The organism is Yinghuangia seranimata, assembly GCF_029953285.1.
Classification (GTDB): Bacteria; Actinomycetota; Actinomycetes; order Streptomycetales; family Streptomycetaceae; genus Yinghuangia; species Yinghuangia seranimata.
On the sequence record NZ_JASAOI010000048.1, the window covers coordinates 34,758 to 59,090 of the forward strand.

Consider the following 24,333-nt stretch of genomic DNA (forward strand, 5'->3'; position numbering starts at 1 on the left):
CGGGCGGGAGGCCGGGGAGGTCGCGGGTCGCCCGGGGTCGCAACGCCCGACCACCAGGAACCGTCGGAGGGGCTTAAGGCATGCCGGTGACGAGAACCCAGGCGGACCGATGGCGCAGGTGCCTCCTCGCCTTCGTGTCCGCGCTCGTACTGCTCACATTCCTCGCGCCTAACGCGCACGCGGCGTCCAAACGCTCCATCATCCTGGTCGTCGACACCTCCGGGTCGATGCGCATGGGCGGCCGCATCGACGACGCCAAGACCGCGCTGCGCTCGGCGGTCGCGTCGCTGAACGACGGCGACGTGGTCGGCCTGCACCACTACGACGGCCCCTGCGGCGACGGCGGCGAGCAGCTGGTCCCGCCCGGCACCGGCAACCGCGACGAGCTGAACGCGAAGATCGCCACGCTGGAGCCCGGCGGCAGCACCCCGACGCCGGACGCGATCCGCGCGGCCGCGGCGGAGTTCCCCAAGGACGACTCGCAGAAGATCATGATGCTGGTCTCCGACGGCCAGAGCTCCTGCGGCGACCCGTGCCCCGTGGTCAAGGACATCCAGCGCGACCTGGGCATCAAGTTCGTCGCCAACACCATCGGCTTCCAGACCGACGCGAGCGCCGAGGGCGAGCTGTCCTGCATCGCGAACAGCACCGGCGGCAAGTACTTCTCCGCGGACGACGCCGACAGCATCAAGGAGGGCCTCAAGCAGGCGCTCAATCCCGTCGGCGACGACGTCTCGACGATCCTGAACGCCCTGCCGACCCCCGGCGACATCCCGCTCGACGCCAAGAGCGTCGGCAAGAGCGCCGGCCTCGCGGCGGCGCTGGTGCTGCTGATCGGCTTCCCCGCCGAGCTGTTCAACAAGACGTACGAGGAGAACGCCGAGCGCATCGGCCGCTGGTGGCGGCGGCGCGGCCGCGGTGCCGGACCGGCGGGGTCGGGTGGCCCGGGCGGCTCCGGCGGAGGAGGCGGCGGCGGGGGCGGGGGCGGCGACCCCTACCCGCCGGGCGGCGGTCCCGGCGGCGGTCTGTCCGGACACGCGCACGGCGGCCCCGGCGGCCCGGCCGCGGCGTCCGGAGCGGAGTCCGGCGGCGGCGGTGGCGGCTACGGCACGGGCCCGGCCGGCGACGGATACGGCGGGGCGAGTGGCGGTGGCGGAGGCTTCTCCGGCGCGCACCACGCACACGGCACCGGCACCTTCGGTGCGGCCGGCGGCAGCGGCTCGTTCGCCGCGGCGGGCGGCTCCGGGTCGTTCGCGGTGGCGGGCGGTGTCCCCGGCGGCGCGTTCTGGACCTCGCGCTGGATCCTGCCGCTGTTCGTGCTGCTGAGCGCGATCCTGTCGACGTTCGTCGACCCCGACTCGGGCTTCGACGGCAAGACCGGCATCCTGCTGCTCGGCTTCGTCGTCGCGGCGCCGGTCGTCATCTTCGCCTACTCGTGGCCGGCCGAGCAGGTCGCCAAGCGCGCGTCACAGGTGCCGGCGTCGCTCAAGACCGCGCCCGGCGCGCTCGTGCTCGCGATCTTCTGCACGATGCTGTCGCGGCTCTCGGACTTCGTGCCCGGCTACGTGTTCGGCCTCGTGCTCGGCTACGTGGCGCTGCGCGAGCGTCGGCTCACCCGCGCCCAGGAGGGCCGCGGCGTGCTGTTCGGCGCGATCGCCGCGCTCGTCGTCTCGGTCGCGGCGTGGTTCGGGCTCGGCTTCATCCACGACAAGGCCACCGATGTCGGCGCCAACGTCGGTCTGGTGATCGCCGACACGGTGCTCGGCACCATCTTCATCATGGGCCTGGAGACGGTCATCTTCGGCCTCGTGCCGATCGGCTTCATGGACGGCGAGAAGCTGCGGAAGTGGAACCTGTGGATCTGGCTGGCCACTTACGCGGCGGCGATCCTGCTGTTCGTCCACGTCCTCGTGCTCAACTCCGGCGACAGCGGCTCGGACGACAGCACGTCGCTCACCGCCGCGCTCGTGCTCTTCGCCGGGTTCGGGCTCGTCGCGGCGCTGTTCTGGGCCTGGTTCCGGTACGTGCCGGAAACCGCGCCGACGCCGGTCGCGGCGGCGGTGCCGCCGCGTACGTTCGGCACGGTGCCGCCGCCCATGGCGCCTCCGCCGCCGGCGTACCAGCCGCCGACCGGCACGCAGCCGGCGTACGGGGCGACGCCCGCGCCGCCCACCTACGCGCCGCCGCCCGGGCAGCCCCCGGCGCAGCCGTACGTGCCGCCTCCCGCGCAGCCGCCGACGCCCGCGCCGCCGACCTACGCTCCCCCGCCCACGTACGCACCTCCGCCCACCTATGCGCCGCCGTCCGATCCGCCCACCCGTCTCCCCCCACCGCCCATATCTGAGTCGCTTCGCTCCCGCCCTCCTTTGCCACCCAGCGGCCCGCCGCCGGGCGCGGACCGCGACGACGACTGAGACCGTCGACCGGCACCGACGCACCACGCTGAACAGGAAGGGGTCGGCCTCGGCCGGCCCCTTCGGCGTTCCCGGGAACCACCGGCCGAAAGTCGCCATCCGTATGAGGAAAGGGGAAAGCGGGCAAGGGAGTTCTCGGAGGGAATCACCGTGTCCACACTTCTGATCGTCATCGGAATCGCCGCCGCGGTCCTGCTCGCGGGCGCGGTCGCCGGGCGCCCCTACCTGCGGCGGCAGCACCTGCGCCGCCGCTTCGGCCCGGAATACGACCGCGCGCTGGGGCAGTTCGCGAGCCGCCGGGACGCCGAACGCAACCTGGTGGAACGCGAACGCCGGTTCCGCGACCTGGACATCAGGCCGCTGCCGGCGGAGGCCAAGACCAAGTACGAAGCCGACTGGAACACCTTGATGGAACGGTTCGTCGAGGCGCCCGCCGACGCGGTCACGGCCGCCGACGAGCTCATCGCCCGCGTCATGCACGCACGCGGCTACCCGACGGGGGCGGCCGACAAGCCCATGGAGGTGCTGTCCGTCTCGCACGGCCACGCCCTCGACCGGTACCGGCAGGCGCAGGAGATCGGACGGCTCAGCGGTGCGGGCAAGGCCTCGACCGAGGACCTGCGCCAAGCCCTGCTGCACCACCGCACGCTCTTCCTCGCCCTGCTCGGCCGCGCCCCGGACGCAGCGTCACCCGCCCGTGAGACATCCCGTGAGAGCTGAGGTTCCCGGCATGACATCGACCGACAAGCCCGCCGACGACCTCGTCGTCGAGCGCGACGACCGCGACCGCGCGGCCCGCCAGGCCCGGGTCACCGAGAAGACCGGCTCCGCACTGCGGCCACCGGCCGGTTCCATCCCCGCCCCGGCCCGCCCGGCGTCGGCCGCGGGGTCGGCCGCGGGGTCGGCCCAGGCCGCCCCGCCCGCCGTGCCGGACGGCCTGGCACCGCTGTTCGGCAAGGGCATGGCCGACAACTTCCGCAAGCGGCTACGGGAGACGAACGCCCTGTTCGTCGAGGACCCCGCCGGCGCGGTGTCGCGCGCTGACACGCTGCTCGACGAGGCCGTCCAGCAGTTGACCGCCGCTCTGACCAAACGCCGCGAAGAACTCGCCCGGCAACGCCAGGGCGGCGACACGGAGCAGCTGAGGCTGGCGCTCCTGAGGTACCGGGCCGCACTGGACTCCGTCATCTCGCAGTAGCGTCCGCCGACCGGGTCCGGCCCGCCCGACGCGGGCCGGACCCGTGCGTGTCAGGTCAGGAAGTCCGTCAGCAACGGCCGGACCGCCTCGGCCGCTTCGACGATCACCAGGTGGGCCGAGTCCTCGACGACCTCCAGCCGGGCCCCCGGAACGCCCGCGGCGACCTCGGTCGGCAGCGGGAGCGGGGTCGACGGGTCCCGGCCCGCGGCCACGACCAGGGTCGGGGTGCGGATGTCCGCCAGGCGGTCCCGCACGTCGTAGCCGACGATCGCCTCGCAGCTCGCGGCGTAGCCCTCCGGGGACGCCGCCCGCAGCATCGCCAGCGTGTCGGCCGCCGTCTCCGGCTCGCGGGACGCGAACTCCGGGGTGTACCAGCGGCCGAGGACGGTCTCGGCGACCGCGTCCATGCCCTCGGCCCGTACCAGCGCGGCGCGTTCGTGCCACGCCTCGGGTTCGCCGAGTCGGGCGCCGCTGCACAGCACCACGAGGCGGTCGAGCCGGTCTGGGGCGTCCAGCGCCAGGGTGAGGCCGACCGCGCCGGCCAGCGAGATGCCCGCGTAGCGGAACCGGGCGACGCCGAGCCCGTCGAGCAGCGCCAGGACGTCGGCGGCGAGGTCGGACATCGTCGGGCTCCCCGGCGGCAGCGGCGAGGCGCCGTGGCCGCGGGTGTCGAACCGGACGACACGGTGGGTCGCGGTGAGCGTCGGCAGCAGCCGGTCCCAGACGCGCATGTCCGCGCCGAGGGGTGCGCCGAGCACGAGGACGGGCGCGTCGGGGGAGCCGTCGTCGGGGCCGTCGACGCGGTGGTTCAGGGCGGCGGTCATGGGGTGCCTTTCGGGTGTGCCGCGGGTGCGGGGCCGCACGGGGTGCGGTCCTTGCCGTTGAGAGTCTGACGGGTCGTCAATAACCTGGCGGTCCGTTCCTTCCCAGCCTCCGGAGGCCCCCGGTGAAGTACACGCTCCGTGCCGAACCGATCGAGTTCGTGCAGACCGCGCCGCGCCGCCGGGCCTGGTCGGCGGACCTCGCCGCGTCGCCGAAGCAGGTCTTCGCCGCGCTGACCGACGAGCCGGCGACGTGGACCGGCTGGTTCCCGAACTTCAAGGGCGGGCGGTTCCTGTCCGAGGCGCCGGAGGGCGCGCAGCCCTACGGGGTCGGCGCGCGCCGCGAGATCCGCCTGGTCAAGCCGGTGGTGTTCCACGAGACGATCATGGCGTGGGAGGAGCCGAGCCGGTGGGCGTACCGGGTCGACTCGGCGACCGTGCCGATGTTCAAGGCGCTGATCGAGGAGTGGACGATCGAGGAGCGCGGCACCGGCTCGCGCGTGACCTGGACGTTCGCGGTCGACCCCAAGGCGGTCATCGCGCTGACGCTGCGGTTCGCGCCGTTCCTCATCAGCTCGACGTTCTACCGCGCGATGCGCAACCTCGACCGCAAGCTGGCCCCCATAGCCGCCTGAAGCCGCCTATATCTCGTACGGCATGTGCTTGATGCCGTTGATGAAGCTGGAGCGCAGCCGCTCGGGCGGCCCGGTCATGCGGACGGCCGGGTACCGGCCGAGGAGTTCGCGGAACATGATGGTGATCTCGCGGCGGGCCAGGTGCGCGCCGAGGCAGAAGTGCGGCCCGGGACCGCCGTACCCGACGTGCGGGTTCGGGTCGCGGGTGATGTCGAAGCGCTCCGGGTCGGCGAACACCGCCGCGTCACGGTTGGCCGACCAGTAGTACAGGAGCAGCTTGTCCCCGGCGTCGATCGGCTGCCCGCCCAGCACGGTGTCGCACGTGGCGGTGCGGCGCATCCACACCACCGGGGAGGCCAGCCGCACGACCTCCTCGACCGCGGTCGGGGTGTGGCGCTCGAAGTCGCCGAGCCACAGCGCGCGCTGGTCGGGGTTCGCGGTGAGCAGCCGCAGGCCGTGCGATATCGCGTTGCGGGTGGTCTCGTTGCCCGCGACGACGAGCAGGATGAAGAACGAGGCCAGTTCGTCGGCGGTCAGCCGCTCGCCGTCGATGTTGGCGTTGACCAGGGCCGAGATGACGTCGTCGGCCGGGTTGTCGGTGCGGTAGGCGCCCAGTTCGGTGAGCAGACCCGCGAGTTCGCCGCCCGCGGTGAGCAGGACGGTCAGGTGGTCGGCGTCCTCGGGGACGTACTCGGGGTCGGCGACACCGATGATCGTGTTGGTGCGGTCGAGGACGAAGCCGTAGTCCTTCTCCGGGACGCCCATCATGTCGCAGATGACCTTGAGCGGCAGCCGCGCCGCGACGTCGGTCACGAAGTCTCCCGTGCCGGTGGCCGCGAGGTCGTCGACGACGCGCGCGGCGGCGGTCTCCACGTCCTGCTCGAACTTCTTGATCATGCGCGGGGTGAAGGCGCGCGAGACGATGCGCCGCAGGCGGTGGTGCCGCGGGTCGTCCATCTCGATCATCGAGCCGAAGAACTCCGCGAACTCGGTCGGGAAGTCCGGCACGTGCGTGGCGCCCTGGCCCGAGCAGAACACCTCGGGGTTGCGGCTCGCCTCGACCACGTCGGCGTGCCGGGTCACCGCCCAGTAGCCGGGCCCGGCGGGCAGCGGGCTGGCCGGTTCGGGGTAGTACGCCAGCGGCCACTCGGCGCGCAGCCGTGCGAAGCCGGCCTCGCGGTCCTCGTACGGCGCGGCCCAGAACTCCATGTCGGACAGGTTCACCCAGTCCGGCGCGGCCTTGGGCCGCGCCCCGTCGGCCTGTGCTGCGGGCCCTTCGGTGACCGCCATGGCGTGACCCCCGTCCGGATCGGCTTGGAGGCTCCAGCGAACCACGAACCCCGGTGGCCGGACCAGGGGTTGCCTTCCATCGTGGGTAGCCGCACAACGTTCGCACACGGGTTCGGGCGGGCGTCCCCGGCCGACCCGGGGGCGCCCGCCCGACGCCCGTCACGTCGTCGGCTGACCGCCGTTGACCTGCCACGTCTGCCCGGTGATCCACTCCGCCTCGCGCGACGCCAGGAAGACGCAGACCGCGCCGATGTCCTCGGGGGTGCCGAGCCGCCCGACCGGTATGGCCTTGGCCATCGCGGCGGTCTTGTCGGCCTGCCGCCCGCTCGCCGCCGGGTCGATCAGGCCCACCGCCACCGAGTTCGCGGTGATGCCGTCGCGCGCGTGTTCCATGGCCAGGTGGCGGGTGAACGCGATGGCGCCGCCCTTGGCCGCGCCGTACAGCGACACCCCGAAGCCGAGGCCCTGCACGCCCGCGCCGGACGCGATGGTGATGATCCGGCCGTACCTGCGCGCGCACATGCCGTCGAGCACGGCGCGCGTGGTGTTCATGACGCCGAACAGGTTCACCTCGGCGAACCGCTGCCACTCGGCGGGGTCGGCGTCCCGGAACCGGGTGGGCCGGAAGCCCTCGGCCCCGCCGTTCCCGGCGTTGTTGACGAGGATGTCGACGGGCGCCGCACGGCGCTCGAACCCGCGCACCGCGGGACCTGCCGCGGCCCGGTCGGTGACGTCGAACGGCAGCACGTGCGCCGCGCCGCCCGCCGCGCGGATCCGCTCCACCACCGCCTCGGCCCGCTCCGCCACGACGTCGTTGACCGCGACAACGGCGCCCTGGCGCGCCATCAGCTCGGCTATGCCCGCTCCGACGCCCTGCCCCGCCCCGGTCACCAGGGCGGTCCTGCCCTCCAGTTCGAACACACGCACCTCCCGCTCCGGGCCGGAGCCAACCACTGCCCTCCCACGGAGTCAATGGTGGAGTCAATCAAGTGAATGAGGTCATGCGGACCGCGCTCGAGTGACGGGGGCATCGTCTTCGGACGTAGACTTCCCGGCACCGCACGGTCCCGTACGGTGCGTCCCGACCATGATCGCCGACGCTCGGTCCCCCTACGCGAGCGCCCGGCCCGACACGAACGCGGGAGTGAGCGTCCCCTTGCAGCCCCCGGACGACCGACAGCACACCGCGCCACCCGACCGGCTCGCGTCCCAGCGCCGGGTCCAGGGCGCCGTCGAACGCCTGCTGCGGCTCCAGCAGAGCCGCCGCGTACACGGTGAACTGATGACCGCCGCCCGGGCGACCATGTCGCAGCCCGCCGTGATCCTGCTGTCGCGGCTGCAGTCCGACGGCGGCATGACGATCGGCGAACTCGCCCGCCGCACCCACATGGACATGTCGCTGGTCAGCCGCGAGCTGCGCAAGCTCGAGACCGAGGCGCTGGTCACGCGCACCACCGACGCCAACGACGGACGCGTGACCCGGGTCGGGTTGACCCCGAAGGGCCGCGGCATCGTCCGGCGGCTGCGCAACGTCCGCGACAAGCACATCCTCGACGTGCTGTCGGCCTGGTCGCCGGAGGAACTCGCCGCGCTCGGCGACCTGATGACGCGGTTCGTCGACGATCTGCAGACCGTGCGGTACAGGGACGCGGACTCGGACGGCGGGACGGCAGGCTGACCCGGGCCCGACGAGCCGGCCGAGGCCCGAGGGGCTGAGGGGCTGAGGGGCGGGTCCGCCCGGGCGCGCGGCCGGGCGGCTATCCAGGCGCGCGCAGCAGAGCGGCCAACGCGCGGACGGCCGCCGCCGCGTCGGGGCCGCGCCCACGGACGGTGACGCGCGTGCCCGCACGCGCCGCGAGACCGGTCACCGCCAAAACACTCGACGCCGACGCGGTCCGTTCCCCCACCTCAATGCGAACCTCGGCGGCGTAGACAGCCGCCGCCCGCACCACCGCACCCGCCGGACGCAGGTGCAGGTCCGCACCGAGCAGCACGTCCTCGGCGCAGGCGGCGCCGTCGGCCACGTCGTCGCCCGCTGTGTCGTACGCGGTCTCGTGCTCGGAGTTCCGCGCGGCCTCGTGTGCGGAGTCGGGAACGCCGCCGTGTGCGCCGTCGCACCGCTCAGCACGCCTTCCGGCACGCGGGCCGTCAGAACTTCCGAACACGCCGCGCCTCCTCGGCCGCCGCCACCACCTCCGCGAGCACCGCCCCCGTCGAGGCCACCGCCACGGCCGCCACCGCGCCCTCCACGAACGGCGCGTCCACCAGCCGCGCGCCGGGCCGGGGTTCGTCGTCCAGCAGGGCCCGCACGGTCAGCACCGCGCTGCCGAGGTCCGGCAGCACGACCACGCCCGCGCCCCGGTCGGCCTCGGCCAACGCCGCCGCCACCCGCTCCACCGACGTGCCCAGGCCGCCGTCCGGCGCACCCGCCGCGACCGCCACCGGCACCTCGCCGCCGAGCTGCGCGACCAGCTCGCGCACCCCCTCCGCGAGCGCCACGCTGTGCGAAACCAGGACGAGACCGACGAGATTGCCCACGTTCGGCATGCTACGCGGCGGATGCGTGCCGCGGGCGACACGGCTCACGCGCTTGTCGCGCTGCGTCGTCCGCCCCGGCACACTGTGTACACAGGAGTCCGAAGTAGGAGGAGGCGGAGGCGGCGGCGATGAAGAAGCTCCTGAACGACCCCGAGTCCGCCGTCGCCGACGCGCTGGCCGGACTGGCCGCGTCGCGGCCGGAGCTGATGGTGGATCAGGAGCACCGCGTGGTGACCCGGAGGGCCGGAGTGCGGCCCGGAAAGGTCGGCCTGGTGTCCGGCGGCGGATCCGGGCACGAACCGCTGCACAGCGGCTACGTCGGGCTCGGCATGCTGGACGCGGCCTGCGCGGGCGAGGTGTTCTCCGCGCCGACGCCTGACCGGATCCTCGTCGCGACCCGCGCGGTCTCCGCGGGCGCGGGCGTCGTGCACATCGTCAAGAACTACACCGGGGACAACCTCAGCTTCGACATGGCCGCCGAACTCGCCCGCGAGGAAGGCATCGAGGTCGAGAAGGTGCTGGTCGACGACGACGTCGCGGTCGAGGAGTCGACGTGGTCGGCGGGCCGCCGCGGCACCGGGGCGACGGTCGTCGTCGAGAAGGTCGCCGGGGCCCGCGCGGAGGCCGGCGGCGACCTGAAGGCCGTCGCCGACACCGCGCGGCGCGCCGACGCGATGTCCCGGTCGTTCGCCGTCGCGCTGCGCGCGGGAACGGTGCCGGCCGCCGGACGCCCCGGCTTCGACCTGCCCGAGGACGAGATCGAGATCGGCGTCGGCATCCACGGCGAGCCCGGGAGGCGACGCGGCCCGCTGCGGCCGGCCCGCGCCCTCGTCGCCGACATGCTCGACGCGGTGCTCGCCGACCTGCCCGAGACCTCCGACCCGGTCGTCGCGGTGGTCAGCGGGCTCGGCGCCACGCCGCTCCTCGAGCTGTACGTCGTCTACGGGCACGTGGCGGAGGAACTCGCCCGCAGGGGCGTCGCGATCGCCCGCAACCTGGTCGGCAACTACGTGACCAGCCTCGACATGGCCGGGGTGTCGATCACGCTGTGCCGTGCCGACGCCGAACTGCTGCGGCTGTGGGACGCGCCGGTCGACACCCCCGCCCTGCGATGGGGCTGACCGCGCCGGACCGCCGGGACACTGGGAGCAGGACCGTGGGACGACTGGACACCACGACGGCACTGTCGTGGATTCGCGCAGCGGCGGACGCGATCACCGCGCACGAGGCCGAGCTGACGGAACTGGACACGGCGATCGGCGACGGCGACCACGGCGCGAACCTCCGGCGAGGCTTCTCCACCGCCGCGCTGGCCGCCGAACGCTCGGCGGCGGCGGGCCAGGAACCGGGCGCGTTCCTGGTCGACGTCGGCGGAGCCCTGATCTCCAGCGTGGGCGGCGCCTCGGGCCCGCTGTACGGCACCGCGCTGCGCGCCGCGGGCAAGGCCCTGCCCGGCCCCGACGCCGACACCGCCGCCCTCGCCGCGGCACTCCAGGCCGGCCTCGACGCCCTCTGCCGCCTCGGCGGCGCGGCCGTCGGCGACAAGACCATGGTCGACGCCTTCGCCCCAGCCGTCACGGCGTTGCAGTCAGCCGCCACGGACGACCTGAGCCAGGCCGCCCTCCTCGCCGCCGACGCCGCCGAAGCGGGCATGCGAGCAACCACCCCACTACGCGCCCGCAAAGGCCGCGCGTCCTACCTGGGCGAACGCAGCATCGGCCACCAGGACCCGGGAGCGACGTCGACGGCGTTGATCTTCCGCGCGCTGGCCGACGCCCTGACCTCGGACCACGCATGACCGACGAGCCCGCTGACGGGGAGCCGACGGCCGACAACCACCGAAAGCCACACGCGGGTTCACCTCGCCAGACCTCCGCGCACGCTCCCGCCTCCGGCGGGGAGGCGAGAGAGCGCCCGGACAAGGCCCTGGACCGCGGCCGCGCCGAGTCGGCCGAGCAGTCGGCGTCCGACGAGCACGACCTCCGCGGGCCGGAGGAGCACAGCGCCGAATTCGCCGAGCGGGATGGCCCGCGTGCACAGCATGACCGTCGCGGCGAGCCCTTGGGCGAGCCCGCGACCGGCGGCGGGGAGGCGAGGGAGCGCCCGGACGAGGCCCTGAACCGCAACCACGGCGAGTCGGCCGAGCATGCGCAGCGTGACCGTCGCGGCGAGCCGGCGACCGACGGCGGGGAGGCAGGGAACGAGCGCCCTGGCGAGGCACCCGCACAGCATCGAAACCACGCCGACACCGCGCCGACCCGGCAGCCGTCGCGTGATGGCGGGGCTGCGGCCGGCGATCGTGCGATGTCGGGCAACCGTTCCGCGCGCCAAGGAGACGCGTCGGATCACGCCGCCGGCGGACCGTCGCGCAGCGACTCGTCGCCTGGTGCCCCTCGGTCGCACGAGGCCGGCGCATCCGCCGGGATCTCGGCCTCGCTCGTCCTCGACGGGGTCGGGGCCTCTCCCGGTGTCGCGGTCGGGCGGGTTGTGTCCGTCGACCGGCTGGAACCGTCCCGCGCCGGAGGCGAACCGCACGACGTGGGGGCGGCGTTTCAGGCCGTTGCCGATGAGCTGTACGGGGTCGCCGAGCGGCTGCGTGGCGAAGGGCGCCCCGACCAGGCGGACATTGTCGAGGTCGGGGCGTTGATCGCCGAAGACCCCTCGTTGCGGGGGCTGGCCGCCGAGTTCGTCGGCGGCGGGCTTTCCGTCGGGGAGGCGGTCGTTGCGGCGGCCAACCGGCATGCCGATGCGCTCGTGGCGCTCGGGGATCCGTTGTTCGCGGACCGGGCGGCCGATGTGCGGCAGATCGGGCGGCGGGCCGCGGCGTGGTTGCGGGGTGGGTCGCGGCCGTTGGTGCGGGGCGTCGATGTGGTGCTGGTCGGGGAGGAGTTGGCGGCCGCGGATGTGCTCATGACGGGGCGCGGGCCGGTCGCCGCCGTGTCCGCGCGCGGCGGGCCGACCGGGCATCTCGCGGTCGTCGCTCGGGCGTTGGGCATGCCGTTGGTGCTGGGCGCGGACGCCGACGCGTTGCGGGCCGCCGAGGGGCGGCGGGTGCTCGTGGACGGCGACCGCGGCCGGGTGGTCGTCGATCCGGCGGTCGGCGACGTGGTCCCGGACCTGTCGGACACCCCGGCCCCGGCGCGGCCGGTGCGGCCGACGCATACGCGGGACGGGCACCGGATCGTCGTGCTCGCGAACGTCGGCGGCTATCGCGAGGCGGTCGCGGCCCGGGCATCGGGGGCGGAGGGCGTCGGACTGCTCCGCACGGAGCTGCCGTTCCTGGCCGCGGACCACTGGCCGGACGCCGACGAGCACGAGGCGGTGCTCGTCCCGCTGCTGCGCGACGGCCCCGACGGCGTCGTCGTGGTGCGGACGTTCGACTTCGCGGGCGACAAACGCCCGCCGTTCCTCGCCGCGATGCCGCCCGACGCGGACCGCTCGGACGCCGTGCTGCGCACGCAGTTCGCCGGCGTGCTGGCCGCTGCCGCGAAGGCCGGTCGGGACGTGCGGTTGCTCGTGCCGATGGTGCGCGACGCGACGGACTTCGCCCGTTGCCGCCATCTGCTGGCCGAGGTGTGCCGGCGGCTCGGCGTCCCGCATCCGCCGCTCGGGGCGATGGTCGAGTCGCCGGGCGCGGTCGCCGACGCCGAACCGCTCGCCGCCGGGGCCGACTTCCTCTCGTTGGGGACGAACGACCTGACCGCGGCCCTGCTCGGCCGGTCCCGCCACGACCCGGCGCTGACCCCGGACCTGACGGCACGTCCGGTGGTGCTGCGGGCGCTGCGCAAGGTGGTGGCGAAGGCGGCCGGGTTCGGCCGGAGCGTATCGGTGTGCGGAGTCGCGGCGGCCGATCCGAAGGTGCTGCCACTGCTGGTCGGTCTGGGTGTGGACACGCTGTCGGTCGCGCCCCCGGCACTGGACGGGGTGCGCGACCAGGTGCGCGCGTTGGACCGGACGCACTGTCAGGAGCTGGTGCGCACCCTGCTGGCGTCCGACGCGGCCCCGTGAGCGTCAGCGCGTCGGGTCGAACAGCACCTTGAGGCAGCCCTCGGTGCGGTCCGCGAACACCTCGTAGCCGCGTGCCGCCTCGGACAGGCCGAGCCGGTGGGTGAACACGTCGACGGGCTTGAGCCGCCCGTACCGGATGAGCGGGATCAGCTCGGACCAGGTCGCCGCGACCGGCGCCGTCGTGAACCGCACGGTGACGTTGCGGATGAGCAGCAGTGGCGCGGCGATCGGGAACGCGAAGTTGGCGTTGACGCCGACCACGGAGACGGTGTGCGAGGTCCGCACGGCGTTGAGGGCCGCGGTGAGCGTCGCGTCGTGGCCGACCGCTTCGATGACGGCGTCGGCGCCGAGTCCGCCGGTGGCGGCCAGCACCTGCTGGACGATGTCGCCCTTGGACGCGTCGATCGGCTCGGCGCCGAGCGCCTCGGCCATCGCGAGCCGTTCGGGTACGCGGTCGGCGGCCAGCACCCGTCCGGCGCCGAGCACCTGCGCCGACTGCAGCGCGTACAGGCCGACGGGGCCGAGGCCGATCACCAGGACGGTCGCGCCGGGGCGGATGTCGGCGCGGGTGGCGGCGGTCCAGCCGGTGGGCAGCGCGTCGGTGAGCAGCACCGCGTTGTCGACGGAGATGTCCTCCGGGATGGGCAGCAGCGCCATGTCGGCGACCGGGATCTCGACCGCCTCGGCGTGCCCGCCGGGCAGGTCGGGTCCGGAGCCGAGGACGCGCAGCCCGCCGCCGGTGCAGTCGATGCCGTTGCCGGCCAGGCAGCCGGCGCACTTGCCGCAGCCGAACACCGGCGACACCAGCACGCGGTCGCCGGCCTTCACACGTGTCACCGCGGAGCCGGTCTCCACGACGGTGCCGACGACCTCGTGCCCGGGGCGCAGTCCGCTGACGGCGAAGTCGCCTTCGTAGAAGTGCAGGTCGGAGCCGCACAGGGCGCTCGCGGTGACCTGGACGATCGCGCCGTCGGGCCCGCTCAGCACCGGGTCGTCGACCTTCTCGACGGTGACGTCGCGGGTTCCGTTGATGACGACGGCGCGCATCGGCTGCTCCGTGATTCTCGGGGTGGCGCCCGCGTGGGGCCCGGGCCTGTTCCTGCCGACGCGGTGGCCCGCTGTGTGCGGATCCGCGCCAGTAACACTGTTACAGGGTTGCCGTCCGTGAATGTAACCCACTGTCCGTGCGGATGGCAGCGCGGCGGCGTGAGCTTCGTCCCACGTCCGGTCGCGGCACGAGTCGATCTCGCTAGCGTGGAAGGTATGGCGATCGTTCCCACCCTGCGCGACCGCGGCCGCGCCGCCGTCGGGCGGGCAGTCTCGCGCACCCTGCACCGGGGCTGGGACGCGGCCTGCCGGGCCGCCGCGGTCACCCCCGAGCGCCCCGGCCGCTACGACTTCGGCGCGCTGGGCGCCGGCTCGAAGCTCATGTTCCCGGTCGGCACGATCTTCGGCGAGCGCTGGATCCGCATCGGCGCCGAATGCGGCATAGGCGACCACGTCAGCCTCTCCGCGGGGCTCGCGCCCGGACACGACCTCGGCCGCCGACCGATCGTCACGATCGGCGACCGCTGCACGATCGGCCGCGGCAGCCACATCGTCGGCCACCACTCGATCAGCATCGGCGACGACGTGTGGACCGGTCCGTACGTCTACATCACCGACCAGAACCACAGCTACGCCGACCCCGACCAGCCCATCGGCCGCCAGTGGCCGGTCAACGACCCCGTCGAGATCGGTTCGGGCAGCTGGATCGGCGCAGGGGCGATCATCCTCCCCGGCGCCCGGCTCGGCCGGAACGTCGTGGTGGCCGCCGGGTCGGTGGTCCGGGGCACGGTCCCGGACCACAGCGTGGTGGCCGGCGTACCGGCGAAGGTCGTGCGCCGGTACGACCCGGCCACCGGCTGGGATCCCCCGCTGCGCAGCGTGCCCGTGGGGATCCCGGAAGGCGTCACCCACGAGCAACTGCTGGCGCTGATCGACGAGTACGAGAAGAGCGCCGGGGACTGAACCGACGCGGGGCCGATCCCGGCCCGCGGGGCGTACCGGGGGCGGCAGGTGTGCGTGCTGCCGCCCCCGGCATACCAGCACCGGTCCCCGGCACCGGTGGTCGTCCCCCCGTCGGTCGTCCCCCGCTCCCCCGTTCCCCGTCTCCCCGTCGTTCCCCCGTTCCGCCGGCGCTGTCCCGCCGACGGAACTCTCCTACGCGGTCAGCCCGTTGAGCCGCAGCCGCAGACTCAGGTTGTCCATGATCGAGACGATCTGGCCGAGCGCCCAAGCGGGCGTCGTCCAGTCGCCGTCCAGCAGCGACAGCGAGACGCTGCCGTTGTTGAGCGCCGTGGTGTCGGCGTTGCCGACCGGCTCGCTCGGGTCGGGGTTCAGGCCGAGCGCGATGCGGTAGCAGGTCGGGCACTGGTCGGGCGCCGGCACGTACGTGGCCTGCACCGCCTCGGCGCGGCCGACGTTGGTGAAGGCGACCTTGCCGGTCGGGTGCGCCGGGTAGTTGACGTTGACCGTCGAGTGGTCCGGGAGCACCTTGCCGCTGTTCGGCGCGGTCGCGATCAGCTTCTCGACCAGCTTCACGGTGAAGCCGACGGCCTGCGGGAGCTCCGGGAACGGGTTGGTCGGCGAGGTCGGGTCGTACTCGGCGCTCACCGCGATGGACGGAACACCCTTCTCCGCCGCGGTGATCGCGGCGCCGACGGTGCCGGAGTGGTTGGTCGTCGAGCCGACGTTCTGGCCCGCGTTGATGCCCGAGATCACCAGGTCGGGCTTGCCGGACGCGAACACCTGCGCGAGGCCGAAGCCGACCGCGTCGGCGGGGGTGCCCTCGACCGACCAGATGCCGGGCTGTGCCTCGAAGGCCTTGAACACCGCGCCCGGCTTGGCGTTGATGCCGGTGCCCTTGCCCGACTGGTCGGTGTCCGGCGCGACGATCACCGCGTTGTGGCCGGCCGCCTTGAGCGCGCCCTGCAGCGCGCGGATGAACGGGAACTGGTAGCCGTCGTCGTTGCTGATCAGGATGTTGAGCCGGCGCGGCGCGGGCGGGGCCGCGTCCGCGGCGCTCGCGGCGGGCGCCGCGAGGCCGAACACCGTTGCGCAGACCACGAAGGCGGTCAGGAGTCGGCCGCGTCTGGGCCGGGAGCCGGGAAGGGGTGTCGTGCCGTTCCGTGCCATCGCTCGGGCCTCCATGAGGAAGAGGTGAGTTGCCGAAGACGTGCGGCGGCACCCGGTGGACGGTACGGGAGCGCGGGTATGAGCGCGTGCTGACTTCCCCGTGCGGGCCGACACCGAGACACGTGTCGACCGCTGGGCAGCGAAAATAAGCCGGGTTCGCGGACATTTCAAGAGTCGCGCCGCGCGGTCCGGCAAACGGCCTGTTGCGGTACCCCGTCGGAGCGGTGTGACGGGTGATGCGACGGTCGGGACGACCGGTGGTACGACCGGTGGTACGACCGGTGGTACGACCGGCGGTACGGCCGCGCGGTCAGGCCGCCGGGTAGCGCTTGGCCCAGTGCGTCGGCGGACCTTCCGTGCTGTGCAGCGCGGCGGACTGCGTCATCTCCATCGAGAAGTCGTCGGCGAGCTGCAACAGCGTGCCGCGGCCCTCCAGTTCGGCGACCAAATCGGCGGGCAGCGCGGTCTCGCCGTGCATCGCGCCCAGCAGGTTGCCGCAGATCGAGCCGGTGGAGTCGCTGTCGCCGGAGTGGTTGACGGCCAGGAGCAGGCCGCTGCGCACGTCCGGCGCGACCAACGCGCAGTACAGGCCGATCGACAGCGCCTCCTCGGCGGTCCAGCCCTGCCCGAGCTCCTCGACGCGGCCCGAGTCCGGCGTCCCGCCGCGCACCATGCGCAGCGCCGCCTCGACCGCGGCGACGGTCTCCTCGTGCCCCTCGTGCGCGGACGCCAGTTCGAGGGCTTCGCGCACACCGGCCTCGACGGTCGCGCCCTGCATCACGGCGTGCACCACCACCGCGAACACCCCGGCGGACAGGTAGCCGGTCGGATGACCATGCGTCAGGACGGCGCACTCGAGGGCGAGTTGGAAGACCAGCTCGGGACTCCAGCCGACCAGCATGCCGAACGGCGCGGAGCGCATCACCGCGCCGCAGCCCTTGGAGTCGGCGTTCTTCGGCTTGTCGAGGGTGCCCATCACGTCGTCGTCGAGCCCGCGCAGGCAGGCGTGCCCAGGGGCACGCGAGCTGTAGAGCCACTCCTCGCGCACCAGCCAGCCCTCGTCGCGGCGTTCGTCGGGGCCCCACTCGCTCTGGGTGGCCTTCCAGCGCAGGTACGCGCGGTGCACGTCGGTCGGCGGGTGCCATGTGCCCTCGTCGCGGCGCACGTGCGCGCGTATGAGGCCCTCGACGGTGAACAGCGTCATCTGCGTGTCGTCGGTGATCGCGCCGCGCCGGTGGTACGCCGTGACGTACCCGGTCACGCCTTCCGCGCCGTGCTGGGCCCGGATCTCGTCCAGCGCGAGGAACTCGATGCCCGCGCCCAGCGCGTCACCGACCGCCCCGCCGAGCAGACAGCCCCTGACCCGGCTGCGGAAGTCCTGCTGCCGCTCCCTGGACCACAGTGCGGCCATGGGTGTTCCTCCCCGTCGCGTTCCGGGCGCGGGCCTCCGGCTCCCCTCCGGCGGCCCGCCCCCGTCCGTCCTGATGCGTCACGCACAGTCTGCGGCAGCGTACCCAGTGCCGGGCAACTGACGTCCTGGAACTGACGTTCAGTCAGATTCCGCTTCGCCGGAAGCCCTTCGGACCGACGGTGCGGTCGGTCGCGCGTCAGCCCAGGATCGGCAGCATGATCTTCTCGACCTCGGCGTCGTGCCGCCGCGCGACCTCCTGCCGCTCCGCGCTGACCTCGCCGTACGTCGTCGTGCGCTGCCGGGCGCGGCGGCCGAGCGAGGCCGCCATCGACTCCAGTTCGGCGATCGACTTGCGCGACCCGTTGTCCGCGCCGGCCATGCGGGAGATGGTCTCCTCCATCAGCGTGCCGCCCATGTCGTTGGCGCCGCCCTGCAGCATCAGGTTGGTGCCCTCGACGCCGAGCTTGACCCAGCTGGTCTGGATGTTGGAGATCTTGCCGTGCAGCAGGATGCGCGCCATCGCGTGCACCGCGCGGTTGTCGCGCAGCGTCGGACCCGGGCGGGCGATGCCCGCCAGGTACACCGGCGCGTTGGTGTGCACGAACGGCAGCGTCACGAACTCCGTGAAGCCGCCCGTCTGGTCCTGGATGCGGCCGAGCAGCCGCAGGTGCGCCAGCCAGTGCGCGGGGGTGTCCACGTGCCCGTACATCATCGTCGAGCTCGACCGGATGCCCACCTCGTGCGCGGTGGTGACGACCTCCACCCATGTCGCGGCCGGGAGCTTGCCCTTGGTGAGGATCCACCGCACGTCGTCGTCGAGGATCTCCGCCGCGGTGCCGGGGATCGTGTCGAGTCCGGCCTCCTTGGCGGCGATCAGCCACTCGCGGATCGACATCCCGGTGCGGGTCGCGCCGTTGACGACCTCCATCGGCGAGAACGCGTGCACGTGCATGTCCGGCACGCGCTTCTTCACCTCGCGCGCGATGTCGAAGTACGCGGTGCCGGGCAGGTCCGGGTGGATACCGCCCTGCATGCACACCTCGGTGGCGCCGACCGCCCAGGCCTGCTCGGCGCGTTCGCCGACCTGCTCGAGCGAGAGGGTGTACGCGTCGGCGTCGGTGCGGCGCTGCGCGAACGCGCAGAACCGGCAGCCGGTGTAGCAGACGTTGGTGAAGTTGATGTTCCGGTTGACGATGTACGTGATCTCGTCGCCCACCGTGTCGCGCCGCAAGTCGTCGGCGATGCGCGCGAGTTCGTCGAGCGCGGGGCCGTCGGAGTGGAACAGCGCGAGGGCCTGGTCGTCGGTCAGCAGCGTCGGGTCGGCGGCGGCCTGCGCGAGCGCGGCCTTCACGTCGCCGTCGAGCCGCACCGGCGCGGCGGCGCCGTCCCTGCCGTACGCGGCCTGGCCGCGCAGCTCCTCCCAGTCGCCGTACACCTCGTCGAAGTCGTCGCGGCGGTCGGCCGTGCGGCCCGTCGTGTCGATCGTGACGTGCAGGTCGGTGCGCCCGCTGGCGGCGGCGAACAGGTCCTCGGGCTCCTGCCAGGGCCGGCCCTCGGGGTTGACGCCCTCCAGCGCCATGCCGTCGGCGTCGCTCAGCGCCCGCACGTGCGGCAGCACCCGCGGGTCGATCCACGGCTCGCCGCGGCGGATGAACTCCGGGTAGATCGTGAGGCGTTCGCGCAGCGTGAAGCCGGACGCCGAGGTGCGCTCGGCGAGTTCGTCGATGTGCGGCCACGGGCGCTCGGGGTTGACGTGGTCGGGGGTGAGCGGCGAGACGCCGCCCCAGTCGTCGATGCCCGCGCGGATCATCAGCGCGAACTCTTCGCCCACGAGGTTCGGCGGCGCCTGCACGCGCGCCTTCGGCCCGAGCACGATGCGCGTGACGGCGATCGCGGCGGCCAGCTCCTGCAGGTCGGCGTCCGCGACCGAGCGCATCGCCGTGTCCGGCTTGGCGCGGAAGTTCTGGACGATGACCTCCTGGACGCCGCCGTACTGGCGGTGGATCCGGCGCATCGCGAACACGGACTCGGCGCGCTCGGCCATCGTCTCGCCGATGCCGATCAGGATGCCGGTGGTGAACGGCACGTTCGAGCGGCCGGCGTCCTCCAGGACGCGCAGCCGGACGGCCGGCTCCTTGTCGGGCGAGCCGTGGTGCGGGCCGCCGGGCTCCGACCAGAGGCGGGTCGCGGTGGTCTCCAGCATCATGCCCATCGACGGGCTGACCGGCTTGAGGCGCTGGAAGTCGGTCCAGGACAGCACGCCCGGGTTCAGGTGCGGGAGGAGGCCGGTCTCCTCCAGGACGCGGATGGACATGGCGCGGACGTACGAGAGCGTGTCGTCGTAGCCGTGCGCGTCCAGCCACTCGCGGGCCTCGGGCCAGCGGTCCTCGGGGCGGTCGCCGAGCGTGAACAGGGCCTCTTTGCAGCCCATCGCGGCGCCCTCGCGGGCGATCTTGAGGACCTCGTCGGGGGTGAGGAACAGGCTGTGGCCGTCGCGCTTGAGCTTGCCGGGGACGGTCACGAACGTGCAGTAGTGGCACTTGTCACGACACAACCGGGTCAGCGGAATGAACACTTTGCGGGAGTAGGTGATCACCCCGGCGCGGCCGACCGCGTCCAGGCCCGCGTCGCGGACGCGTGCGGCGGACGCGCACAGGTCGTCGAGGTCGGCGCCCTTGGCGTGCAGCAGCACCTCGGCTTCGGCGGCGTCCAGCATGACCCCGTCACGGGCACGGCGCAGCGCGCGCCGCATCGCGTTTTCGGTAGGAGTCTGGGTCATGCGACACCCCTCGCTGTCGTGCTGTGTGACCGGTGGTTCCGGGAGATTTGGTCCCGAACGGACCAACTGTAGGCGGGCCCCCGGAAAGGTTCCTGCACTCGTGTCGCACATCACGTGCCGGCCGAGTACCGCACGGGAAACACCGAGGCCGGACCGGAGATTCCGGCCCGGCCTCGGGATGTTCGGACGTGTCGCGGAGTACCGCGACAGGGTCAGAAGCTGACGGACTCCGGCGTCACCGTGTAGGTGTCCTTGCCAGACCGCAGGATGCGGCCGGCCAGCGCGCCGACCGTCTGGCCGTCGCGGATCGTCTCGACGCCGTTGACGCGGACCGACACGATGCCCTCCGACTCGGCGGTCAGGCGCGGGCTGTCGCCGGGCAGGTCGTGCATCAGGCGCGCCGGGCCGGAGTTGACCGTCTCCGGGTCGAACAGCACCAGGTCGGCGTAGTTGCCCTCGGTGATCGAGCCGCGGTCCTTGAGGCCGAACAGCTTGGCCGGGTCGGACGTCAGCATCTGCACCGCGCGCTCCAGCGAGACCAGCTTGCGGCCGCGCAGCGTGTCGCCCAGGAAGCGGGTGGTGTACGTGGCGCCGCACATGCGGTCGAGGTGCGCGCCCGCGTCCGAACCGCCGAGGATGACGTGCTCGTTCGTCCAGGTCTCCTGGCGCAGGTCCCACGAGGCCTGGTCGTTGTCGGTCGGCATCGGCCACAGCACGGTGCGCAGGTCGTCGTTGGCGCAGATCTCGACGAGCGTCTCGAAGTCGTCCTGGCCGCGCTCCTTGGCGATGTCCGCGACCTGGCGGCCCGACAGGCCCGCGTTGGCCTCGGAGTAGACGTCGCCGATGACGTAGCGGCCGAAGTCCGACAGGCGGCGGAAGACGCCCGCCTCGGGGCTCGTGGCGGCGGCGACCAGGCGGGCCTGGAGCTCCTTGTCGCGCAGCTTCTCGATGCGCTCGGCGACCGGCAGCGCCAGCGTCGGGCCCCACTCGCCCGGCATGAGGTTGAGCGCGCAGTAGGTCAGCAGCGACATGTTCATCGGCACCAGCACCGGCAGCGTGAGGATGACGATCTTGCCGCCCGCCTCGGCGGCCTTCTCCGACGCGTAGATCTGCCGCGGGACGCGGGTCGGCGCGGCGGAGTCGACGGTCAGCACGTTCCAGTTCATGGGACGCCCGGCGGTGACGGTCATCTGCGTGAGGAGCTCGATCTCCTCGTCGCTGAACTCGTCGTTGCAGCCCGCGACGATGACCTCGAGCTGGGTGCCCTCGTGGCGGCCGACCTCGGCGCACAGCGCCAGGACCTCTTCGGGGGTCGCGTGCCGCGACGGGACCGGCTTGCCGTCGCCGTCGGTGTGGCTGGCGCGGCCGGTGGAGAAGCCCAGCGCGCCGGCCTCCATCGCCTTCTTCAGCTCGGCGACCATCGCCGCGATCTGCTCGGGCGTGGCCTCCTTGCCGACCGAGTCCGGGCCCATCACGTAGCGGCGGATGGCGCAGTGGCCGGCCATGAAGGCGGCGTTGACGCCGATGCTGCCGTCGAGCTTGTCGAGGAACTCGGCGAAGGTCTCCCAGCTCCAGTCGATGCCGGTCTCGAGGGCGGGCAGCGCCATGCCCTCGACCTTGGCCATCATGCGGCGCGTGTAGTCGGCGTCCTCGGCCTTGAGCGGGGCGAGGGTGAAGCCGCAGTTGCCGCCGACGATCGTGGTCACGCCGTGGTTGGCGGACGGGGTCGCGTACGCGTCCCAGTGCAGCTGGGCGTCGTAGTGCGTGTGCGGGTCGACGAAGCCGGGGGCCAGGACGAGGCCGGTGGCGTCCTCCGTGGTCGCGGCGTCCTCGGTGATGCTGCCGGCCGGGCCGACCGCGACGATACGGCCGTCCCGGATGCCCACGTCACCCCGGAATGAGGGCGCTCCCGTTCCGTCGACGACGGTGGCTCCGGTGATGAGGTGGTCGAGCATGACCCGGGCTCCCTACTGCTCAGATGCCTGCGATGCCTGGCGGTGCTGGTGTTTCCCGCGGTGACGGGGGCATCGAACCGCGATTTCCTGATGGTACGTCAGATCCCTCGATTGGCGAGGGGCCCGAGGCCGTGAGTTGAAACTCACCTTAGGCATGCCTAACCAGGCCTCGGGCCCTGCCCGCCACGTGTCGACCTGCCCTTTTGCGGGCGTCGGCTACTTGTTCAGCAGCGGTGCGACCTGCGTCGAGAACGCCTCGATCTGGTCGAGCAGCTCCTGCAGCGTGCGGTTGCGGAAGCGGATCTGGATCTGGTTGGCGCCCTGCTCGCCGTACCAGCGCAGCGACTCGGCGATCTTCTCCGGGCTGCCCGACAGCGTGTGCTCGCCGACCTCCCAGTCGGGCGTGCCGACGTAGAGCATCTCGGTGATCGCGCCGATGTCCATCGGCTCGTCCGCGCGGCCGCACTCCTCGCGCAGCCGGCGCAGCTCGGCGACCTGGTCGGGGAACGTCGAGCGCGGGCTGCCCTGCGGGAGCCAGCCGTCGGCGTACTTGGCGACCCGCTTGAGCGCGGCGCCGGCCGAGCCGCCGATCCAGATCGGCGGGCGCGGGCCCTGCACCGGGCGCGGGCGCTGGCCCATGTCCTTGACGGTGAAGCGCTTGCCCTCGTAGCTGACGAACTCCTCGCGGAGCGCGAGGTCGAGCAGCTCCAGCGACTCGTTGAGCGCGGGGCCGCGGTCCTTGAAGTCGAGGCCGAACATCTCGAACTCGGCCTCGACGTGTCCGGCGCCGGCGCCGATGATCGCGCGGCCCTTCGAGATGACGTCGAGGGTCGCGAACGCCTTCGCGGTCATCAGCGGGTGGCGGTACGCCAGGATCGCCACGTGGCTGACGAGGCGCACGTTCTCGGTGATGCCTGCGAGCCAGCCGAGGGTGGTCATGGTGTCCCACCACTCGGTGCCCATCATCCCGGCGTGGCTGCGCGGAATCGCGGTGTGGTCACAGACCGCGATGTAGGCGAAGCCGCCCCGGTCGCACGCCTGCGCGACGGCGGCCAGGTCGTCGGGGGTCGCGTTCTCCTCCCACGCCTCGGCGTACAGCTTGCTCTGCGACTGGATCGGCAGCTGCATGCCGTAGTGCAGTACGCCGGGGGTCAGGATCGCGGCCATGGGGACTCCCTTGTCTCACCTTGTGTCATCTGCAGACGGGTCACATACTCCGATCTAACACACCGTCAGACAAGACCGATCGGGCCGGACCGAGGGGGACAGGCACGTGATCAACACCACCGATCCGACGATCGAGCCGGGCCAGGAGCGGATGCGACTGCACGTCGAGGACGGTGTCGGCGTGCTCACGCTCTGTCGCCCCGAGAAGCTGAACGGGTGGAGCTGGGAGTCCAGCCGGCAGCTCGGCGTGATGGCCGACCGGATCCGCTTCGACCCGGCCATCCGGGTCGTCCTCCTCCGCGCCGAAGGCCGCGCCTTCTGCGCCGGCATCGACGTCACCGCGCCCGGCGGCAACATCACCGGCCGCTCCGGCGCCGAGCGCACCCGCAACTACTACGAGGGCCTGCGCTGGGTCCACGAACGCTTCCGCGCCTTCGCCCGCCTCCCCCAGCCGGTCGTCGCCTCGGTGCAGGGGTACGCCCTCGGCTTCGGCTTCGAGCTCGCCCTCCTCGCCGACATCCGCGTCGCCGCCGACGACGCGGTCTTCGCCCTGCCCGAGGCCCAGCTCGGCGTGGCCGTCGACGCCGGCGGCGACATGCGCATCGCCCGCGAGGCCGGCGCCGGCTGGGCCAAGTACCTCGCCCTGACCGGCCGCCGCATCGACGCCCCGACCGCCGAACGCCTCAACCTGGTCCAGCTGGTCGTCCCCCGCGACGACCTCGACAAGACCGCCCGCGAAATAGCCGACCAGATAGCCGCCAACGCCCCCCTCGCCGTCCAGGGCATCAAACGCAGCATCGACTCCTACGCCGACGCCGCCCTGGACACCGCCCTGGCCCAAACCGCCCTCACCGCCGCCGTCACCCTCGCCTCCGAAGACATAACCGAGGGCTACACCGCCAAGGCCGCCAAGCGGACGCCTGGCTTCGAGGGCAAGTAG

22 protein-coding genes are annotated in these 24,333 nt (G+C 73.0%); 10 read left to right on the forward strand and 12 right to left on the reverse strand.

From position 1 onward, the window contains the following. Positions 1–80 precede the first annotated feature (80 nt). The 3 genes from QI554_RS29330 (at position 81) to QI554_RS29340 (ending at position 3,612) form a co-directional block, all read left to right on the forward strand. On the forward strand, positions 81–2,414 hold the full coding sequence (locus QI554_RS29330; protein WP_281474016.1) for an FGLLP motif-containing membrane protein: 2,334 nt from the start codon (positions 81–83) through the stop codon (positions 2,412–2,414). A gap of 150 nt (positions 2,415–2,564) precedes the next feature. After that, positions 2,565–3,134, forward strand: a complete 570-nt coding sequence (locus tag QI554_RS29335) for a hypothetical protein (protein ID WP_281474017.1) — start codon at positions 2,565–2,567, stop codon at positions 3,132–3,134. Between the two features lie 10 nt (positions 3,135–3,144). Further along, positions 3,145–3,612, forward strand: a complete 468-nt coding sequence (locus QI554_RS29340; RefSeq protein WP_281474019.1) for a hypothetical protein — start codon at positions 3,145–3,147, stop codon at positions 3,610–3,612. Between the two features lie 50 nt (positions 3,613–3,662). Here QI554_RS29340 and pcaD read toward each other — a convergent pair whose 3' ends face one another. Continuing rightward, the gene (gene pcaD / locus QI554_RS29345) at positions 3,663–4,436 is read right to left on the reverse strand and encodes a 3-oxoadipate enol-lactonase (RefSeq protein ID WP_281474021.1); all 774 of its coding nucleotides are present in this window, start codon (positions 4,434–4,436) and stop codon (positions 3,663–3,665) included. Between the two features lie 122 nt (positions 4,437–4,558). On the opposite strand from pcaD, the gene QI554_RS29350 reads away from it, so the two are divergent. Next, a complete protein-coding gene (locus tag QI554_RS29350; protein ID WP_281474023.1) occupies positions 4,559–5,068 on the forward strand; it encodes an SRPBCC family protein in 510 nt (169 codons plus the stop codon). A 6-nt stretch (positions 5,069–5,074) separates the two neighbouring features. Here QI554_RS29350 and QI554_RS29355 read toward each other — a convergent pair whose 3' ends face one another. Beyond that, complete coding sequence (locus QI554_RS29355) at positions 5,075–6,358, reverse strand: cytochrome P450 (protein ID WP_281474025.1); 1,284 nt, start codon at positions 6,356–6,358, stop codon at positions 5,075–5,077. 159 nt (positions 6,359–6,517) lie between these two features. Beyond that, positions 6,518–7,285 carry an SDR family NAD(P)-dependent oxidoreductase gene (locus QI554_RS29360; RefSeq protein ID WP_281474027.1) on the reverse strand — a complete coding sequence of 256 codons (768 nt, stop codon included), beginning with the start codon at positions 7,283–7,285 and terminating at the stop codon, positions 6,518–6,520. A gap of 217 nt (positions 7,286–7,502) precedes the next feature. Here QI554_RS29360 and QI554_RS29365 point away from each other — a divergent pair, with 217 nt between their 5' ends. Further along, entirely contained in the window at positions 7,503–8,036 is a 534-nt protein-coding gene (locus tag QI554_RS29365) for a MarR family winged helix-turn-helix transcriptional regulator (protein WP_281474028.1), read from the forward strand. A 79-nt stretch (positions 8,037–8,115) separates the two neighbouring features. Here the strand turns inward: QI554_RS29365 and QI554_RS29370 are convergent, their stop codons facing one another. Next, positions 8,116–8,523 carry an HPr family phosphocarrier protein gene (locus QI554_RS29370; RefSeq protein ID WP_281474029.1) on the reverse strand — a complete coding sequence of 136 codons (408 nt, stop codon included), beginning with the start codon at positions 8,521–8,523 and terminating at the stop codon, positions 8,116–8,118. Then, positions 8,507–8,905, reverse strand: a complete 399-nt coding sequence (dhaM, locus tag QI554_RS29375) for a dihydroxyacetone kinase phosphoryl donor subunit DhaM (protein WP_281474031.1) — start codon at positions 8,903–8,905, stop codon at positions 8,507–8,509. Before dhaM ends, QI554_RS29370 begins: the two co-directional genes overlap by 17 nt. A gap of 119 nt (positions 8,906–9,024) precedes the next feature. On the opposite strand from dhaM, the gene dhaK reads away from it, so the two are divergent. Together dhaK and dhaL are read left to right on the forward strand one after the other, a co-directional pair. Then, a complete protein-coding gene (gene dhaK, locus QI554_RS29380) occupies positions 9,025–10,017 on the forward strand; it encodes a dihydroxyacetone kinase subunit DhaK (protein WP_281474033.1) in 993 nt (330 codons plus the stop codon). 35 nt (positions 10,018–10,052) lie between these two features. Beyond that, positions 10,053–10,694 (forward strand): dihydroxyacetone kinase subunit DhaL, encoded by a 642-nt coding sequence (dhaL, locus tag QI554_RS29385; RefSeq protein ID WP_281474034.1) that lies wholly within the window; start codon positions 10,053–10,055, stop codon positions 10,692–10,694. Positions 10,695–10,753: 59 nt separating this feature from the next. On the opposite strand, the gene QI554_RS29390 is transcribed toward dhaL, so the two are convergent. Next, positions 10,754–11,137: a hypothetical protein gene (locus QI554_RS29390; RefSeq protein WP_281474036.1), complete on the reverse strand. Its 384-nt coding sequence runs from the start codon at positions 11,135–11,137 to the stop codon at positions 10,754–10,756. Positions 11,138–11,320: 183 nt separating this feature from the next. Between QI554_RS29390 and QI554_RS29395 the strand changes: the two genes are divergently transcribed. After that, on the forward strand, positions 11,321–12,904 hold the full coding sequence (locus QI554_RS29395; protein ID WP_281474124.1) for a putative PEP-binding protein: 1,584 nt from the start codon (positions 11,321–11,323) through the stop codon (positions 12,902–12,904). A 3-nt stretch (positions 12,905–12,907) separates the two neighbouring features. On the opposite strand, the gene QI554_RS29400 is transcribed toward QI554_RS29395, so the two are convergent. Beyond that, positions 12,908–13,951 carry a zinc-binding dehydrogenase gene (locus QI554_RS29400; protein ID WP_281474038.1) on the reverse strand — a complete coding sequence of 348 codons (1,044 nt, stop codon included), beginning with the start codon at positions 13,949–13,951 and terminating at the stop codon, positions 12,908–12,910. A 216-nt stretch (positions 13,952–14,167) separates the two neighbouring features. Here QI554_RS29400 and QI554_RS29405 point away from each other — a divergent pair, with 216 nt between their 5' ends. Next, positions 14,168–14,914, forward strand: coding sequence for an acyltransferase (locus tag QI554_RS29405; RefSeq protein WP_281474040.1), 747 nt, complete (start codon positions 14,168–14,170; stop codon positions 14,912–14,914). A gap of 192 nt (positions 14,915–15,106) precedes the next feature. Here the strand turns inward: QI554_RS29405 and surE are convergent, their stop codons facing one another. The 5 genes from surE to QI554_RS29430 form a co-directional block, all read right to left on the reverse strand. Beyond that, on the reverse strand, positions 15,107–16,081 hold the full coding sequence (surE, locus tag QI554_RS29410) for a 5'/3'-nucleotidase SurE (protein WP_281474042.1): 975 nt from the start codon (positions 16,079–16,081) through the stop codon (positions 15,107–15,109). Positions 16,082–16,391: 310 nt separating this feature from the next. After that, a complete protein-coding gene (locus QI554_RS29415; protein WP_281474044.1) occupies positions 16,392–17,492 on the reverse strand; it encodes an ADP-ribosylglycohydrolase family protein in 1,101 nt (366 codons plus the stop codon). Positions 17,493–17,688: 196 nt separating this feature from the next. Further along, positions 17,689–20,244 (reverse strand): bifunctional FO biosynthesis protein CofGH, encoded by a 2,556-nt coding sequence (locus QI554_RS29420; RefSeq protein WP_425528075.1) that lies wholly within the window; start codon positions 20,242–20,244, stop codon positions 17,689–17,691. 239 nt (positions 20,245–20,483) lie between these two features. Beyond that, positions 20,484–22,226, reverse strand: coding sequence for an N-acyl-D-amino-acid deacylase family protein (locus tag QI554_RS29425; protein WP_281474048.1), 1,743 nt, complete (start codon positions 22,224–22,226; stop codon positions 20,484–20,486). Positions 22,227–22,442: 216 nt separating this feature from the next. Continuing rightward, positions 22,443–23,393, reverse strand: coding sequence for a TIGR03619 family F420-dependent LLM class oxidoreductase (locus tag QI554_RS29430; RefSeq protein WP_281474050.1), 951 nt, complete (start codon positions 23,391–23,393; stop codon positions 22,443–22,445). A gap of 106 nt (positions 23,394–23,499) precedes the next feature. Between QI554_RS29430 and QI554_RS29435 the strand changes: the two genes are divergently transcribed. Further along, positions 23,500–24,333 carry an enoyl-CoA hydratase/isomerase family protein gene (locus QI554_RS29435; RefSeq protein ID WP_281474052.1) on the forward strand — a complete coding sequence of 278 codons (834 nt, stop codon included), beginning with the start codon at positions 23,500–23,502 and terminating at the stop codon, positions 24,331–24,333.